The sequence below is a fragment of the Ralstonia flaminis genome, assembly GCF_958415495.1.
Lineage (GTDB): Bacteria > Pseudomonadota > Gammaproteobacteria > Burkholderiales > Burkholderiaceae > Ralstonia > Ralstonia flaminis.
Window position 1 is genome coordinate 312,781 of the sequence record NZ_CATZLL010000006.1, and the last position, 16,601, is coordinate 329,381.

General features: G+C 65.6%; 14 protein-coding genes. 5 read left to right on the top strand and 9 right to left on the bottom strand.

Annotation, left to right across the window (positions count from 1 at the left end; genetic code table 11):
• Positions 1-147: 147 nt before the first annotated feature.
• From R2N11_RS12155 to R2N11_RS12165, 3 genes are read right to left on the bottom strand one after another with little or no spacing between them, the layout of a single operon-like run.
• On the bottom strand, positions 148-1,413 hold the full coding sequence (locus R2N11_RS12155; protein ID WP_316681223.1) for an NAD(P)/FAD-dependent oxidoreductase: 1,266 nt from the start codon (positions 1,411-1,413) through the stop codon (positions 148-150).
• A 3-nt stretch (positions 1,414-1,416) separates the two neighbouring features.
• Complete coding sequence (locus R2N11_RS12160) at positions 1,417-2,643, bottom strand: UbiH/UbiF/VisC/COQ6 family ubiquinone biosynthesis hydroxylase (RefSeq protein ID WP_199029265.1); 1,227 nt, start codon at positions 2,641-2,643, stop codon at positions 1,417-1,419.
• Positions 2,640-4,016, bottom strand: a complete 1,377-nt coding sequence (locus R2N11_RS12165; RefSeq protein WP_316681224.1) for an aminopeptidase P N-terminal domain-containing protein — start codon at positions 4,014-4,016, stop codon at positions 2,640-2,642. The genes R2N11_RS12160 and R2N11_RS12165 overlap by 4 nt, the downstream gene beginning before the upstream one ends.
• Before the next feature lie 219 nt (positions 4,017-4,235).
• Between R2N11_RS12165 and R2N11_RS12170 the strand changes: the two genes are divergently transcribed.
• Complete coding sequence (locus R2N11_RS12170) at positions 4,236-6,296, top strand: putative bifunctional diguanylate cyclase/phosphodiesterase (protein ID WP_316681225.1); 2,061 nt, start codon at positions 4,236-4,238, stop codon at positions 6,294-6,296.
• On the opposite strand, the gene murU is transcribed toward R2N11_RS12170, so the two are convergent.
• The 4 genes from murU to R2N11_RS12190 are packed head-to-tail and all read right to left on the bottom strand — an operon-like array spanning position 6,297 to position 9,153.
• Positions 6,297-7,004, bottom strand: coding sequence for an N-acetylmuramate alpha-1-phosphate uridylyltransferase MurU (murU, locus tag R2N11_RS12175; protein WP_316681259.1), 708 nt, complete (start codon positions 7,002-7,004; stop codon positions 6,297-6,299). It lies immediately after the preceding gene.
• Between the two features lie 8 nt (positions 7,005-7,012).
• Positions 7,013-7,339 (bottom strand): AzlD domain-containing protein, encoded by a 327-nt coding sequence (locus tag R2N11_RS12180; RefSeq protein WP_316681226.1) that lies wholly within the window; start codon positions 7,337-7,339, stop codon positions 7,013-7,015.
• A complete protein-coding gene (locus R2N11_RS12185) occupies positions 7,336-8,073 on the bottom strand; it encodes an AzlC family ABC transporter permease (RefSeq protein ID WP_199029257.1) in 738 nt (245 codons plus the stop codon). Before R2N11_RS12185 ends, R2N11_RS12180 begins: the two co-directional genes overlap by 4 nt.
• A gap of 6 nt (positions 8,074-8,079) precedes the next feature.
• Complete coding sequence (locus tag R2N11_RS12190; RefSeq protein ID WP_199029255.1) at positions 8,080-9,153, bottom strand: aminoglycoside phosphotransferase family protein; 1,074 nt, start codon at positions 9,151-9,153, stop codon at positions 8,080-8,082.
• 175 nt (positions 9,154-9,328) lie between these two features.
• Between R2N11_RS12190 and R2N11_RS12195 the strand changes: the two genes are divergently transcribed.
• The 4 genes from R2N11_RS12195 (at position 9,329) to rsmA (ending at position 15,285) form a co-directional block, all read left to right on the top strand.
• A complete protein-coding gene (locus tag R2N11_RS12195; protein WP_316681227.1) occupies positions 9,329-11,782 on the top strand; it encodes an LPS-assembly protein LptD in 2,454 nt (817 codons plus the stop codon).
• A gap of 7 nt (positions 11,783-11,789) precedes the next feature.
• Positions 11,790-13,280: a peptidylprolyl isomerase gene (locus R2N11_RS12200; RefSeq protein ID WP_199033234.1), complete on the top strand. Its 1,491-nt coding sequence runs from the start codon at positions 11,790-11,792 to the stop codon at positions 13,278-13,280.
• Between the two features lie 98 nt (positions 13,281-13,378).
• A complete protein-coding gene (gene pdxA, locus R2N11_RS12205) occupies positions 13,379-14,404 on the top strand; it encodes a 4-hydroxythreonine-4-phosphate dehydrogenase PdxA (RefSeq protein WP_316681228.1) in 1,026 nt (341 codons plus the stop codon).
• Positions 14,405-14,439: 35 nt separating this feature from the next.
• A complete protein-coding gene (gene rsmA / locus R2N11_RS12210) occupies positions 14,440-15,285 on the top strand; it encodes a 16S rRNA (adenine(1518)-N(6)/adenine(1519)-N(6))-dimethyltransferase RsmA (protein WP_316681229.1) in 846 nt (281 codons plus the stop codon).
• Here rsmA and R2N11_RS12215 read toward each other — a convergent pair.
• A complete protein-coding gene (locus tag R2N11_RS12215; RefSeq protein ID WP_316681230.1) occupies positions 15,272-16,177 on the bottom strand; it encodes a DMT family transporter in 906 nt (301 codons plus the stop codon). The two genes, rsmA and R2N11_RS12215, sit on opposite strands and share 14 nt — an antisense overlap.
• On the bottom strand, positions 16,161-16,568 hold the full coding sequence (gene gloA, locus R2N11_RS12220) for a lactoylglutathione lyase (RefSeq protein WP_316681231.1): 408 nt from the start codon (positions 16,566-16,568) through the stop codon (positions 16,161-16,163). Before gloA ends, R2N11_RS12215 begins: the two co-directional genes overlap by 17 nt.
• Positions 16,569-16,601: the final 33 nt, after the last annotated feature.

Below are 16,601 nucleotides of genomic sequence, written 5' to 3' on the forward strand. Positions count from 1 at the left end.
CGCCCGGGTCGGTGGACACGTTGGGCGGAGCGACGGGGGTGAAAATGCGAGGTCGGGATTTTACCGCCAAACGGCCGAATTGCCTAAATGTTGTGCACAAACTATGCGGCGGTCCGGTTGGCACGGGCGTCGCTGTCGTGGCAATCGTTACCGGAACCGCTGCAGGCTATAGGGGCCAGCGTCGATGAACGGGGCGCGTCCGGCCACCAGATCGGCGATCAGCCGTGCCGTGCCGGGGGCACCAGTCATGCCGAGATGGCCGTGGCCAAAGGCGAAGAAAACGTTGCGGTATCGCTCCGAGCGATCAATCAAGGGCAGGCTGTCCGGCAGGGATGGCCGATGGCCCATCCAGGCGCTGTCCTCGGCAAACGCGAGGCCGGGGAAGAGCTGCTGGCCCTGTCGCTTCAGGATGTTGGCGCGCCGGTAGTCGGGCGGGGCATCCAGCCCGCCGATCTCCACTGTGCCCGCAATCCGCAGGCCGCCTTCCACGGGCGTGGCGATGAACTTGCGTTCGCAATCCATGATCGGTCGCGAGGGCTGTACGGTGGGCGCAGACAGCGTAGTGTGATAGCCGCGCTCGGTATCCAGCGGGACACGAATGCGCGTGAGCCTGGCGCCCAGCCGCATCGACCAGGCTCCCGCACAGAGGATGAGCGTGGAAACGGACAGCGTGCCGCAATCCGTGTACAGCCGCGTGGGGCCATGCTCGCCAAACTCGAAATCCAGCACTTTGCGCCGCAGGACCGTGCCGCCCGCCGCCACAAAGTTGGCCGCCAGCGTTTTGACCAGCCGTTCCGGATTGCACGTGAAGCCGTTGTCGGGCAGCAGCAGGCCCGATTGAATGTCGGGCGCCAGCGAGGGTTCCAGTTCGCGGGTCTCGCCTGCGCTCAGCGCTTGCGAGCGCACGCCCGTCGTGTCGCGAATCGACTGCGCCAGCCGGTCGCCCGACGAACGCGCCAGCGTGCGCCATACATACAGATGGCCCGACTGGCGGATCAGCCCGTCATATTGCGCGGCGTCGAGCAGGCCGCGATAGCCGGGAAAGGTCGCGCCAAAGAGGTTCGCCAGTGGCGCTGCTGTCGCGCGGGCTTGTGCCTCGTTGCCCGCGCGTACCCATTGCAATAGCCAGGGCAGTGCGCGTGGCAGGTATGGCCAGCGTACGGTCAGCGGCCCCATCGGGTCGGCCAGCCATTTCGGTACCTGCTTGAGCATGCCCGGCAGCGCCATCGGCACAACCGAGGCCACGCTCAGGCAACCTGCGTTGCCGAATGAGCAACCTTCGCCCACGCCGGCCTGATCCAGCAAGGTGACTTGGTAGCCGTCGCGCTGCAGCTGCAACGCGCATGCAGTACCGACAATGCCGGCGCCCACCACGGTTGCGTGTGGGCGATCTCCGGCACGGGGTGGGTTCACGCGCTAGCCCCGCTGCCCGAACATCATCTGCCGTGCCAGCCCGTGCTTGAGCGGCGGCAGGCATTCCAGCAGCGTGAGCGCCGCGCCGCGCAGGTGGCCAAACGGCCGGCCCGGCACCGCAAACGCGCGCGGCAGCAGATCGGTCAGGCCGATGGTCACGGCGCGGTCGAATGCGCGTTCGCGGGCAAAGCGCGCCAGTGCGGCGGGCGTTGCCCCATCGCGCAGCGCACGTGCCATCTCGAACGCATCGCGCAGCCCTAGGTTGAAGCCCTGGCCGGCGACCGGGTGAATGGTCTGCGCGGCGTTGCCGATGGCGGCGACGCGGCGGTCGACGGGGATGCGCTGGGCATGCAGGCCGAGCGCGAAGGTGTGGCGCGGGCCGACCTGTGTGAAGTGGCCCATGCGGTCGCCAAAGGCGGTGCTCAATTCTGTGAGGAAGGTGTCTTCCGGCAAACCGGCGCGGCGGCGCGCCTCGTCGGGCGAGCAGCACCAGACCAGCGCGTAGCCCGGGCCCTGGGCGTCGTCCTGCGGTAGTAGCGCGAGCGGGCCCTCGTTGGTGAAGCGTTCCCAGGCCCAGCCTTCCAGCGGCGCCGAGCAGCGGACATGCGCGACGATGGCGGTCTGGCCGTAGTCGCGCCGGCGTGCGTGCGAGAGTCCGCCGGCCTGCTTGCGCGCATCGTCAAACAGGCCGCCTTCGGCTTGCACGACGACTTCGGTTTCGATGGCAAGTGGATGGCGCCCTTCGCGCAATGCCCGCACACGTGCCGGAGCGATGGTGCCGTCGGCGCGCGGCAGTTGCTCTACGCGCTCGACCGGCGTGTGGTCATAGCGTGTGAGGCGGTTCGGGTAACGCTGCATCTGCGTGGCCAACGCGGTGTTGAGCGCGGTGCTCAGGTCGCCGTATTGCACGACGTGACCAAGCGCGGGGACGTCGTAGTCTTCGCGGCGGATATGGGCTTGCCCAAAGTGGCCGCGCTGCGAGACATGGATATGCGTAATGGGCGTGGCGCGTGCTGGCCAGCCGCCAATTTCCTGCAGCAGCACGCGTGAGCCGTGCGACAGTGCCAGCGCGCGCGGGTCACGCGCCGCCGCTTCGGCGTCGCGCGCATCGAACAGGGCGATGCGCCAGTCGGTATCGCGCAGCAGCCAGTTGGCCAGCGCCAGCCCCACCGGCCCGGCGCCGACGATGGCAACATCGAAGTCCGGCGCGGTCGCGGATGCGTCCGTCATTGCTGGCCTCGCATCACCGCTTCGATTTCATCCGCGGCCACTGGTACGTCGCGCGTGATGATCTCGCAGCCGTTGGGCGTGACGATGGCATCGTCTTCGATGCGGATGCCGATGTGCCAGTACTGCTCGGGCACACCCGCGGCGGGGCGCACGTAGATGCCGGGCTCGACGGTCAGCACCATGCCCGGCTCCAGCGGTCGCCACGGGCGTTCACCCTGCGCAGGTGCGGCGCCAGGCGTACGGTATTCGCCTACGTCATGCACATCCATGCCGAGCCAGTGGCCGGTACGGTGCATGTAGAACTGGCGGTACTGGCCGCCGGCGAGCACGTCGTCGAGGGTGCCGACTTGGTTTGCATCCAACAGACCGGTATCGAGCATGCCCTGCGCCAGCACGCGCGTGGCGGCGTCGTGCGGCACGTTGTACGGCACGCCGGGGCGCGTCTCGGCAATGGCGGCTTCCTGTGCGGCGACCACGAGTTCATACAGTTCGCGCTGCGGGCCGGTGAAGCGGCCGTTGACGGGGAAAGTGCGCGTGATGTCCGACGCGTAGCCGTCCAACTCGCAGCCAGCGTCGATCAGGCAGAGATCGCCGTCGCGCAGTTCCGCATTGCCAGCGCGGTAGTGCAGCACGCACGCGTTCGGGCCGGTGGCGACGATGGAGTTGTAGGCGACGCTCTGTGCGCCGTGGCGGCGGAATTCATAGAGCAGCTCGGCTTCGAGGTGGTATTCACGCAGGCCGGCGCGCGAGGCTTGCATGGCGCGCACGTGTGCCCCGGCTGAGATGCGCCCGGCGCGGCGCATGATGTCGAGTTCACCCGGGTCCTTGAACAGGCGCAGTTCATCCAGAATGGCGCGCACGTCGAGCGCCTGATGCGGCGACGACACGCCTGCGCGGCCTTGCATGCGCACGGCGTCGAGCCAGCGGCGCATGCGGCGGTCGAACGTGCCGCTTTCGGCCAGCGGGTAGGCCACGGCTGCGGCGTTGGCGAGTAGCCCCGGCACGGTTGCGTCGATGTCTTCGACCGAATGCGCGGCGTCCAGGCCGAAGGCTTCCTTGGCCGCTTCGGGGCCGAAGCGGAAACCGTCCCAGATCTCGCGCTCTTCATGCTTGGGGCGGCAGAGCAGCACGCTGCGCGTGGGGCCCTCACCAGCCGGTGCGATGATGGCGAGCACCGCTTCGGGCTCCGTGAAGCCGGTCAGGTAGTAGAAATAGCTGTCGTGCCGATAGGGGTAATCGCTGTCGCGGTTGCGCATGGCTTCCGGCGCGGTCGGCACGATGGCCACACCGCCACCCGCCGCGCGCAGCCACTGCGCGACGCGCTCGCGGCGCTGGCGATAGGTCTGGAGGAAGGCGAGTTCAGTGGCGGACATGACGTGGATTCCGGCAGCAAAAGGATGCGTCGATTGTAACGCCGCCCTTGTTGTGCCATCCGGTGCCACCTCAATTGCAAAGAAAATTGTGACGTGCGGGGCCGTCCTCTAAAGTCTGGGGCCAGCATGGTCGATAGACGTCTGTGAGTTGCACCCCCCGGTTGCGACGTCTGCCCGCTATGGAACGGCCGTATTGCATCGGCCTGCCCAGGAGAACTGATGCTCGTCAGCAGCTACAACCCCCTGCTTGTCCTCCTTTCCCTCCTCGTGGCCATCCTGGCGTCTTATACGGCGCTGGATATGGCCGGACGCGTGGTAACCGCACAGGGCCGCGCGGCATTCTGGTGGCTGATAGGTGGGGCGTCAGCCATGGGGGTGGGTGTATGGGCAATGCACTTCATCGGCATGCTGGCGTTCAGCTTGCCGATTCCCCTTGGCTATGACGTGTGGATCACGCTGGCCTCGCTTGCCATTGCGATTGCGGCGTCAGCGTTTGCGCTGTGGCTGGTCAGCCGGAGCGAGCTGCCGTGGCGGCGCCTGGTTGGCGGCGCGCTGCTGATGGGCGCCGGCGTGGCCGGCATGCACTACACCGGTATGGCGGCGTTGCGCATGATGCCGGGCATCCATTACGACCCAGCCACATTTGCACTGTCGGTGGTGATTGCCGTGCTGGCATCGGGCGCGGCGCTGTGGATCGCGTTCCGCCTGCGTCGCCAATCGCATCGGGTGCGGGCATTGCGTGCTGGCGCAGCGGTGGTGATGGGCGTCGCCATTGTCGGCATGCACTACACCGGCATGGCCGCCGCCGCATTCCCCTACGCCAGCGTATGCGGTGCAGCCCACACCGGGGTGAGCGCCGAGTGGCTGGCGTTGGTCATCATCATCGTGACGCTGGCAGTGCTGGCCATTGCGCTGACCACTTCCGTGCTGGACATGCGCATGGAAGCGCGTACCGCCGTGCTGGCCACTTCGCTTGCCCAGGCCAACCAGGAACTGGCCTATCTGGCGCTGCATGACAATTTGACCAAGCTTTCCAACCGCATGCTGCTGGAAGACCGCCTGAACCAGGCGATCCGCACGGCCGATCGCGAGAAGCGCCGCTTTGCGCTGATGTTCATGGATCTGGATGGATTCAAGGCCATCAACGATGTCTACGGCCACCACGTTGGGGATCTGCTGCTGATTGATGTGGCACAGCGCGTCGTTACGCGTGTGCGCCAGCAGGACACCGTGGCACGCGTGGGCGGTGACGAGTTTGTCGTGCTCGCCTATGTGGATGATCCGCAAGACGCCGGGTCGCTGGCAGATGCACTGCTGGATGTGGTACGCGAGCCCTTCATGGCGGGCGGGCATGAGCTACGTGTGTCGACCAGCATCGGCATCGCCATGTACCCTGGTGACGGCGGCAACCAGCATGATCTGCTCACCAATGCCGATGCGGCCATGTACCACGCCAAGGGCCTGGGCCGGAACGCCTACTGCTTTTTTGAGCCGTCGATGAACGCCAACGTGCACAAGCAATTGCAGCTTGTGCAGGACCTGCGCCTGGCGATCGAACGCAACGAGCTCGTGCTGCACTACCAGCCGAAGTTTCATGCACCCGACGGCCCCATTGCTGGCGTGGAGGCGTTGGTGCGCTGGCAGCATTCGGTGCGCGGATTGTTGCCGGCCAATGACTTCATCCCGCTGGCCGAAAAGACCGGCCTGATCGTGCCGCTCGGCGCCTGGGTGCTGAACGAAGCCTGCCGCCAGATGGCGCAGTGGCGCAGCGAAGGGCATACCACGTGGAGTGTCGCCGTCAATCTCTCTGCGCTGCAGTTTGCCCACGCGGCGCTCATCGACACGGTGCGAGATGCGCTGGCGCGCCACGCGCTCGAACCGCACTGCTTGATGCTGGAGATTACCGAGTCGACCGCCATGCGCGATGCTGATGCCAGCCTGCGCATCCTGCAGCAGCTCGACGCCATGGGCGTGCGCATCTCCATCGACGATTTCGGCACCGGGTATTCCAGCCTGCTGTACCTCAAGCGCTTGCCGGCCAGCGAGCTGAAGATCGACCGCGGCTTTGTGCGCGACCTGGCGCACGACACGGAGGACGCGGCCATCGTGTCGGCCATCGTGGCGCTGGGCCAGACGCTGAACCTGCGTATCGTCGCCGAGGGGGTAGAGACGGCCGAGCAGCAGGCGTTTCTCACGCGGCTTGGGTGTGATTCGCTGCAGGGCTATCTGCTGGGCCGCCCGATGACGGCCGAATCATTAAGCGCGTCGGCGTCGGGCTGACTAGGCTGTCTGCGACCGCAGTTCGGCGTCCAGCGCAGCCAGTTGGGCTGGGGTGCCGACGTTTTCCCAGCGGCCATCGAAGCGTTCGCCGGTGGCGCGGCCTTCTGCAATGGCCTGGTGGTATAGCGGTGTCATCGCCAGGCGCGTGCCGGGCGCGATGCCTGCAAACAGGCGTGTGTCGTACAGGCCGATGTTGCCGAACGTGAGCCGTTGCGTGCCGTCGGCGTGCAGCACGCCATCATCAGCCAGGGCAAAGTCCCCACGCAGATGGTAGGGCGGGTTCGGCACCATCACGAGGTGCATGCCCGGCGCATGCTGCGCAGCCATGGCGCTCGCGCGCTCGCGCAGCGCGGCGTAGTCGTAGTCGCAGAACACGTCGCCGCTGATGGCGATGAACACGCTGTGGCCGTCACCGGCATGCAGCAACGGCATGGCCTGGGCGACACCGCCTGCAGTCTCCAGCGCTTCGCTCTCCGGCGAATAGGTAAGGCGTACGCCCCAGGCGCTGCCGTCGCCGAGCGCGGCTTCAATCTGCGCACCCAGCCAGGCATGGTTGATGACGATGTCGCGCACACCCGCTGCCGCCAGACGCTCGATCTGCCAGACGATCAACGGTTTGCCGCCAACCTTCAGCAGGGGCTTGGGCGTGTGGTCGGTCAGCGGCCGCATGCGATCACCGCGGCCCGCCGCAAAAATCATGGCCTTTATCGTGGAACTCAAGCCATCACCTTCAAGAGAATCAGCAGCACAGCCATGCCGCCGACGATGGTCCACATCGCGCTCTTGGTGAGGCGTGCGATGACGATGGCGACGATGCCGGCGATCAGGCGCGGGTTGTCGACCGACACCGCCAGCGCGCCGTCGCGCATCAGCAGGTCAGGTGCGATCAGCGCGGTCAGCATGGCGGCTGGCACGTACGGCAGGGCGCTGCGGAACCACATCGGCAGGTTCATGCGCCCTTCCAGCGCGATGAACGACAGGCGGATCAGGTAGGTGGCAGCGCCGGAAATCAGCAGCACGCCGAAGAGGATGAGTGCCTTCATGCTGCGGCCTCCGTCTTCGGTCGGGTGAGCAATCGCTCGACAATTGCGCCGATGGCAATGCCGACGCACGCTGCGCCCATCAGCCCCAGCTTGTGCGGCCAGCCCGTCCATGCCACTGCCAGTGCAGCCCCGGTGAGCGCAGCGGCCAGTTGGGCGCGCGTGCGCAGCGACGGCACCACGATGGCGATGAACGTGAGCGGCAGGAAGAAATCGAGCGGCCAGGTGGTCGGCACCTGCGCACCGAGCATCACGCCGACGATGGTCGATGCCTGCCAGCTCGTCCACAGCGCCACACCGGCGCCAAGAAAGTACCAGTGGCGGTAGGTTGTCTCTTCCGTACCCGAGTTTGCGTTGGAACGTGCATTGACGACGCGGCGGTTCATGGCGGCGAAAGCCTCGTCTGTCAGCAGATAGGCGATCAGCCATTTCCAGCGGCGCGGCAGATGCGCCAGCGCGGGGGCAATGCTGGCCGAGTACAGCGCATGCCGCAGATTCACCATCGACACGGTCGCCGCAATGACCAGCGCCGGCGCGCCGCCGGCCCATAGCTGCACCAGGATCATCTGCGAGGCGCCCCCGAACACGATGGCGCTCATCGCCACTGCAAGCCACGCGGGCATGCCGGCAGACGTGGCCAGCACGCCGTAGATCAGGCCGAACGGCACCACGCCCAGCAGCATCGGGGCGAGTGCGAGAACGCCGGCGCGGAATTCAGCAGCGCGTGGAGAGGCCATTGGCAATCAGAACGTGTAGCCGATCTGCTGGGCGCGATCTTCGAGCTGATCGAGCAGACGGGCGAGCGGGGCCAGCGCGTTGTAGCGGCCGCACACGCGGCGCAGGTAGGCGATGAAGCGGGGGGTGTCTTCCACGTAGCCGGTCTTGCCATCGCGGTAGCACAGGCGCGCGAAGATGCCGGCCACCTTCAGGTGACGCTGCGCGCCCATCCATTCGAGTGCACGGTAGAACTCGCCGAAGTCCTCATCCACCGGCAGGCCGGCTTTGCGGGCGGCTTCCCAGTAGCGCACGGCCCAGTCGAGCTCCTCTTCTTCTTCCCACGACAGGAAGGCATCGCGCAGCAGCGAGGCAGCGTCGTACGTGATCGGGCCATAGACCGCGTCCTGGAAGTCCAGCACACCCGGCCGCGACGGGTCGGCCGCGTTGATCATCAGGTTGCGCGGCATGTAATCACGGTGCACGTACACGCGCGGTTGGGCCAGGGCACTGTCGACCAGCAGCTTGAAGACCTTGTCGAGCGATTCACGCTGGGCCGCGTCGAGCGGGCGCTGCAGGTGGCGGTCGATGTACCAGTCGGGGAACAACGACAGCTCGCGGCGCAGCAGCGCTTCGTCGTACGGCGGCAGTTCGCCTTCGCGCGAGGCCGATTGCCAGCGCACCAGGGTGTGGATCGCCGGGCGAAACAGCGTATTGGCGTAGGTGAGATCGAAATTGCGCTCGCGCAGCGATTGCAGATAGGTTTGCGGGCCGAGGTCGGTCAGTAGCAGGAAGCCGTGGGCGATGTCCTGTTCCAGCACCTGCGGCGCGTGCACGCCGGCGCCGTTCAGCAGGCCGGCCACGTGGACGAACGGGCGGCAGTCTTCCTGCGGTGGAGGGGCATCCATCAAGATGAGGGTGCCAGGTTGGCTATTGACTGCGCCATCTACTCGGAAGTAACGACGGAAGCTGGCATCGGCCGAGGCAGGGCGCAGCGTATCGATGTGCAGCCCGTGGGCAGCGGGCAAAGTGCTGAGCCAGTCGCGCAGTTGGTCGAGACGCGCGTCGGTTGCGCCGGTGGCGGCGCCAGGGGTCGAAGCCATGCTGAGGGAATGCTGGAATGAGGCAGGAAAGAAGCCCCGTATAATACCCGACCGAGTTTCGTCGCGAGCGAGCGCCAGCCCCGTCTGGCCGGCCCGGAGCGGCAAAACACCGACCGATGATGTGCCTGCGCGCCCGGCGCCCACTTGCCCGGCGCGTGCCCAGTTTCCGACTTGCATGACCGAACCGAACCGAGCCAGGAAGACCCGGCAGCGCACTGCTGTTGCCAAGCCCGACGAGCGGGGCGCCGACAGGGCTGAACGCGGGGCCGCAAACCGGCGCAGCGCGCTGGCACTGCGGCCGCTGGTGTTCGCCGTGGCTGGGGTCTGGGCGGCGACGTCCGCAGCGCAGAGCCAGGACGCCGCGCAATCGGCGCCTGTGGCAACGTCGTCTGAGTCTTCCGTGACGGCGCTGGCCATCTCAGGCCCGGCAACGCCCGGCGGCAGCCCGCTGGTGCCCAAGATGGCCGAGCCGGTCCAGCGTCAGGACAACACCGTCCCCACGTTCACCGCGGCCGACAAGATGGACGGCCGCACCAATGAAGACGTGCATCTGCGCGGCCACGGTGAGTTGCGCCGCAACGGCACGGTGGTGAAGGGCGACACGCTCGACTACAACCAGGATACCGACGTCGCCACCGCCACCGGCAATGTGCGGCTGTTCAAGGGCGGTACGCTGGTCACCGGACCGGACGCCAAGCTCAAGGTGACCGCCAACGAAGGCACCATGAGCACACCGTCGTATGAGTTCCACACGACGGGCGGTCGCGGCAACGCAGATCGCATCGATTTCATCGACAAGGACAACACCCGCATCACGCACGGCACGTACACCACGTGTTCGCCAGACAACGTCGACTGGTACTTCAGCGCAAGCCGCATCGACATCGACAGCGATCGCCAGGTTGGCACCGGCCGCAATGGCGTCCTGCACTTCTTCGGTGTGCCTGTGTTTGCGGCGCCTGTGATGGATTTCCCGCTCAACGACGACCGGCGCAGTGGTTTCCTCGCACCGGTGTTCGGCTACAACAGCCGCAGCGGGGCCGACATCACGCTGCCGTACTACTTCAACATCGCGCCCAACCGCGATCTGACGCTGTACCCGCGTCTGCTGAGCCAGCGCGGTTTGCAACTGGGGGCGGAGTATCGCTATCTTGATCCGTCGTACAGCGGTGTTCTACGTGGTGAATTCCTGCCGGATGACCGTGAGGCGGGGCGCAACCGCTGGTCGATTTCGGCAGTGCATACGCAGCGTTTGGCTCCCGGTCTGAGCGCCTATATCAACTACAACAAGGTCTCCGACAACACCTATCCGGACGACCTTGGTCGCAGCATCGTCACCGCAACGCAGCGGCAGTACATTCAGGAAGGCGGCGTCACGTATTCGATCGGTGACTGGGTCGCTTTGGCGCGCGTACAGAAGTTCCAGACCTTGTCGACAGCCACCACACCGCTGTCGCCGCCATACGAACGCGTGCCGGAGTTGAGCCTGACGTACAACCGATACGACCTCGGCGGGTTCGACGTCAACTTTCAGACCAACTACACGCGGTTCTCGATCCCGACACCCGATACTGTGCAGGGCGAGCGCTTGTTCATGCAGCCGACGATCAGTTATCCGATCGTCCGCCCAGGCTGGTATGTCACGCCCAAGTTCATCTTGAACGCTACGTCGTATCGCCTGGATCGTCCGGCAGGCGACACGCAGGATACGCAGATCAACCGTACGCTGCCGACGTTCTCACTCGATTCCGGCATGACCTTCGAGCGGGATGCGACGCTGGTCTCCAAGCTGTTCGGCGTGAGCTATATCCAGACCTTGGAGCCGCGCCTGTTCTACGTGTACACGCCGTACCGCGATCAGTCGCAGATCCCGCTGTTTGATACCGGCCAGTCGGACTTCAACCTCGGCCAGATCTTCACCGAGAACCCGTACACCGGTTATGACCGCATTGCGGACAACAATAAGCTGACGGCGGGCGTGACCACGCGCTTTGTCGAGGCAGAGTCGGGTATCGAACGGCTGCGTGCCACGATCGCGCAGCGTATCGACTTCGAGGGCCAACGTGTGACGTTGGCAGGTGCTGCCCCCACCGCAGTGCGCCGCTACTCGGACTTGCTGGGCGCGACCACGATCCAGATGTTCCGCGGCATCTTTTTCGATACGAACCTTCAGTACAATCAGGACATCGACCGCATCATGCGTTCGACCGTGGCGTTCAGCTGGAAGCCGGAAGCTAACAAGGTGATCAACCTCGGCTACCGCTACTACCGCGCCGATGTCAACACCGGCCAGTTGCCGCTGGAACAGGCGGATATCTCGGCGCAGTGGCCGATCACGCGACGCCTGTATGGTCTGGGCCGCATCGGTTACGACATGGATGCGCGCAAGCCATCGGATATGCTGCTTGGTCTCGAATACGTGGCCGATTGCTGGGTTGGCCGCTTGGCCGTGCAGCGTTACAGCAACGCGGTCTCGGGCTATACGACACACATCTTTGCCCAGATCGAGTTCAAGGGCCTGTCGAAGGTGGGGAACAATCCGATCGACGTGATTCGTCTGAACGTGCCCGGCTATCAGCCGGTGACCGCGCAGCCGATTACGCCGTCCGTGCTGGATCAATATGAATAACGACATGATGGCTTTCCAATCGAACGCTGACCGCCTTGCCACGGGTGTGGCACCTGCCCGCCGCCTGGGCGCAATGACAAAGGCGCTGGTTGCGCTGGCCGTGGGTGCCGTGCTGGTGCCTGCTGTTTATGCGCAGCAGCCGCAGCAAAAGGGCGCACCGTTGAAGGGCATCTTCTCCAAGCCTGATTCGTCGCCCAGCCAGCCGCTGCTGCAGGGCACGCTGCCCGGGCCGACCGTTGCCGGCACGCCGCGCAGCCAGCTTGTCGACGAGGTGGTGGCTGTGGTCAACACCGACGTCATCACCCGTCGCGAACTGCTCAATCGTGCTGATCTGGTTGAGCGCACATTCCGCGCGCAGAATCGTCAATTGCCTCCGCGTGCCGATCTGCTGGGCGAGGTGCTTGAGCAGCTGATTTTGGAGCGCGTGCAGGCGCAAACCGCCAAGGAAAGCGGTATCCGCGTGTCCGATGCCGATGTGGACCGTGCCGTGGAAAGCGTGGCCCAGCGCAACAACCTGTCGGTACCGCAGCTCAAGAGCAAGCTGACGGAGTCGGGCATGGCGTACGACAAGTACCGCGATGACCTCCGCCAGGAGATTCTGCTGGCCCGCCTGCGCGAGCGCGAGGTGGATTCCAAGGTGCAGGTCTACGACGGTGAGATCGACAACTATCTGGCGCAGCAAGGTGGCGGTGCCACCGCCGCTGGCGAGCAGGAATACAACGTCTCGCAGATTCTCGTGCCGGTGGCCGAAGATGCCACGGCTGACCAGAAGGCCGCTGCGCGCAGCAAGGCCGAAAGCCTGCTCAAGCAAGCGCAGGGCGGTGCCGATTTCGCCAAGCTGGCGCGTGAAAATTCAGGTGCGCAAGATGCAGCCCAGGGCGGCGAATTGGGCCTGCGCCCGATCGGTCGCTTGCCGGCGGTGTTCGCCAACGCCGTGGTCGACCTGAAAGCCGGCCAGGTGGCGAGCCAGGTGATCGAAAGCCCGGCGGGTTACCACGTGATCAAGCTGGTGGAGAAGCGTGCCCCGACCACCGCCATTGCCACCAAGGTGCAGCAGACGCAGGTCCGCCACATCCTGATCAAGACCGGTGCGACCATGTCGGCCGACGACGCACGTCGCCAACTGGCTGGCTTGCGTGACCGTATCGTCCACGGCTATGACTTTGCCGATGCGGCACGCCGATTCTCGCAGGATGGTTCGGCCAGCGCAGGTGGTGAGCTGGGCTGGGTGTCGCCGGGTCAACTGGTGCCGGAGTTCGAACAGGCGATGAACCTGCTCAAGCCGGGTGAGGTCTCGCAGCCGGTGCAGAGCCAGTTTGGCGTGCACCTGATCCAGGTGGAAGGCCGCCGCGAAGCCGAAGTGCCGGTGGACCGTCAGCGTGACTATGCGCGCTCGGTGATCCGCGAGCAGAAGGTCCAAGCGGCGTATGAGGATTGGCTGCGCGAGTTGCGCGATGGCGCACACGTGGAATACCGCGTGAATCGCCAACAGCAATAAGCCTGTTACGCTGCGGGGTAACCGCATCGCTCACGGCCGCCTGCGGGCGGCCGTGGCATTTCTAGACTGACTTCGACACTGCTTCTGACAAGCGTCGCATGCTGAACATTGCAATCACGACTGGCGAGCCCGCCGGCATCGGTCCCGACATTACCGTGGCAGCGCTGCTGCATCTGGCGCGGCAGACATCGTCGCGCTATGCCGATGTGCAGTGGCACGTGATCGGTGATGCCGCGTTGCTGCAAGCCCGTGCCGATGCCATTGGCCAGGGCGACTTCTGGCGCGTGGCGTCCACGGCGCTGACCATCGTGGAGCGCCCGCTCGGCGCACCGGTGCGCGCGGGCGTGCTTGACGCGGCCAATGGGCGCTACGTGCTCGATCTGCTTGACGCTGCCATCGACGGCTGCCTGCACGACACGGCGGATGGTGCACGCTACGACGCGATGGTCACGGCGCCGGTGCAGAAGAGCACCATCAACGATGCCGGTGTGCCCTTCACCGGCCATACCGAATACCTGGCCGAACGCAGCCACACACCGCGTGTGGTGATGATGCTGGCCGGTCCGCAGCCCGCGCACAACAACGCGATGCTGCGCGTGGCCCTGGCGACCACGCATCTGCCGTTGCGCGAGGTGCCGGATGCCATCACGCCTGCCGTGCTCGACGAGACGCTGGACATCGTGCAGCGTGACCTGCGCGCCCGCTTCGGGCTGAGCGCACCGCGCATTCTCGTGACCGGGTTGAACCCGCATGCCGGCGAGTCCGGCCACCTCGGCCGCGAAGAAATCGAGGTGATCGAGCCTGCCATTGCCCGCGCGCTGGATCGTGGCATCCATGCCCGTGGCCCGTATCCGGCCGACACGCTGTTCCAGCCGCGCCTGCTGGCCGATGCCGATTGCGTGCTGGCGATGTATCACGACCAGGGTTTGGCGCCGCTCAAGTACGGCACCTTTGGCCACGGTGTGAACATCACACTGGGCTTGCCGTTCGTGCGCACGTCGGTTGACCACGGCACCGCATTGACACTGGCCGGCACGGGCCGCGCCGAGTTCGGCAGCATGCTCGAGGCGATCGACACCGCCATCGCCATGGCTCGGCATGCCTCTCGGGCAGCACGTTCCTGATTTCCGCTTTCACCTTTTTGATTTCGAGTTTCGCGATGGCACGATCCACGACCGGCGTTCACCAGGGGCATCAGGCCCGCAAGCGCTTTGGCCAGAACTTCCTGGTCGATGACGGCGTGATCCACGCCATCGTTGCGGCCATTGATCCGAAGCCCGACGACGTGCTTGTCGAAATTGGCCCCGGCCTGGGCGCGCTCACCGTGCCGCTCATGGAGCGTGTGCGTACATTGCAAGTGGTCGAGTTGGACCGTGACCTCGTGGCGCGCCTGCAGCGGCGCTTTGGTGATCGGCTGATCGTGCATGCGGGCGACGCGCTGGCTTTCGACTTTGGTGCGTTGCATGAGGCTGACCGGCCGCTGCGCATTGTCGGCAACCTGCCGTACAACATCTCTAGCCCGCTGCTGTTTCACCTGGCTACGTTTGCCGACCGCGTGCGCGATCAGCACTTCATGCTGCAGAAAGAGGTGGTCGACCGCATGGTGGCCGAACCGGGCAGCAAGGCGTTCAGCCGGCTGTCGGTGATGTTGCAGGTGCGGTACTACATGGAGCCGGTGCTGGATGTGCCGCCGGGCTCGTTCAACCCGCCGCCGAAAGTGGATTCCGCCGTGGTGCGGATGATTCCGTGGCCGGCGGACAAATCGCCCTACGCGCCGGTGGATATGCGTGCGCTCGGTACGGTGGTGACGATGGCGTTTTCGCAGCGGCGCAAGGTGCTGCGCAACACGCTGGGCGCGCTGCGTGACGTGATCGATTTTGAGGCACTGGGCTTCGACCTGGGTCGTCGCGCAGAAGAAGTGCCGATAGCGGACTTTGTGGCGGTGGCGAACGCGCTGCCGGCCAACCGCATCGCCAGCAGCGCGACAGACCTTACCGAAGATTGACGAGCAGGATGCCCGAGAGCACCAGCGCCGCGGCCAGCGCAAAGCGCAGGCCGACCGGCTCGTGCAGCAGCAGTACACCAAAGGCCACACCAAACAGCGGCGTCAGGAACGAGAACACCGATAACCGCGACGCCAGGTAGCGGCGCAGCAACCAGAACCACGTCAGGTAGCTGAAAAACGCAATCAGCACGGACTGATAGGCAAGGCTGGCCAGCGCGGTTGGCGTCAGGTTGGCCGTGAAGGCTTGGCCGGTGCCCGCGGCCATCACCATCAGCAATACCGCGGAGACGGCCAACTGGTACAGCAGCGTCTTTGCCGCCGGCGCATTCGACAGCTTGCTCGCGCGCACGACGATGGTCGTTGCTCCCCATAGCGCGCCCGCCACCACACCCAACGCATCGCCAAACGACGTCGATGGGCCGGCTGCTGGGTGCAGCATGCCGTCGGCAAACGCGAGCACGATCCCGGCAAATGCAATCCCGATGCCGATCCACTGGCGCGGCCGCAGGTGTTCGCCCGCCACGAAGAAATGTAGCCCGAGCGCGGTAAAGATCGGCGCAGTGTACAGAAACACCGCCATGCGCGAGGCTGTGGTGTAGCCCAGGCCGATGAAGATGCACAGGAACTCGGCGCCGAACAGGAGGCCCGCCATCAGCCCGCCGGGCAGTGTGCCATCGCGCACCGACAGGCATGTGCCGCGCCACAGCGCAAACGCCAGCACCAGCACCGAGGCGATGGTCGAACGCACGCCGGCCTGCATGACCGGGCCGACGTCGTGCGTTGCGACCTTGATGGCCACCTGCTGGAAGCCCCAGCACATGCACAACACCACCATCAGGCCGATGGCGGTGCTGTCCAATGGGCGGCGGACCGCGTCAGTGGCGGTTGCCATCGGGCATCGAGCGTGCCTGGATCAGCTCGATCTTGTAGCCGTCCGGATCTTCCACAAACGCGATGACGGTGCTGCCGCCCTTGACCGGGCCGGCCTCACGCGTGACCTTGCCGCCTGCATTGCGGATCTGGTCGCAGGCCTGCGCAGCGTTCTCAACTTCGATGGCGAGGTGGCCGAACGCGGAGCCGAGATCGTATTCGCTCACGCCGTAGTTGTAGGTCAGTTCGATGACGGTGTTGCCGGCTTCCGGGCCGTAGCCGACGAAGGCCAGCGAGTACTTGTACTCCGGGTTGTCGCTGGTGCGCAGCAGTTGCATGCCGAGCACCTTGGTGTAGAAGTCGATCGAGCGCTGCATGTCGCCGACGCGCAGCATGGTGTGGAGCATTCGCATGGGGGTTCCTACCTGGAGAACTGCAAAGAGGCG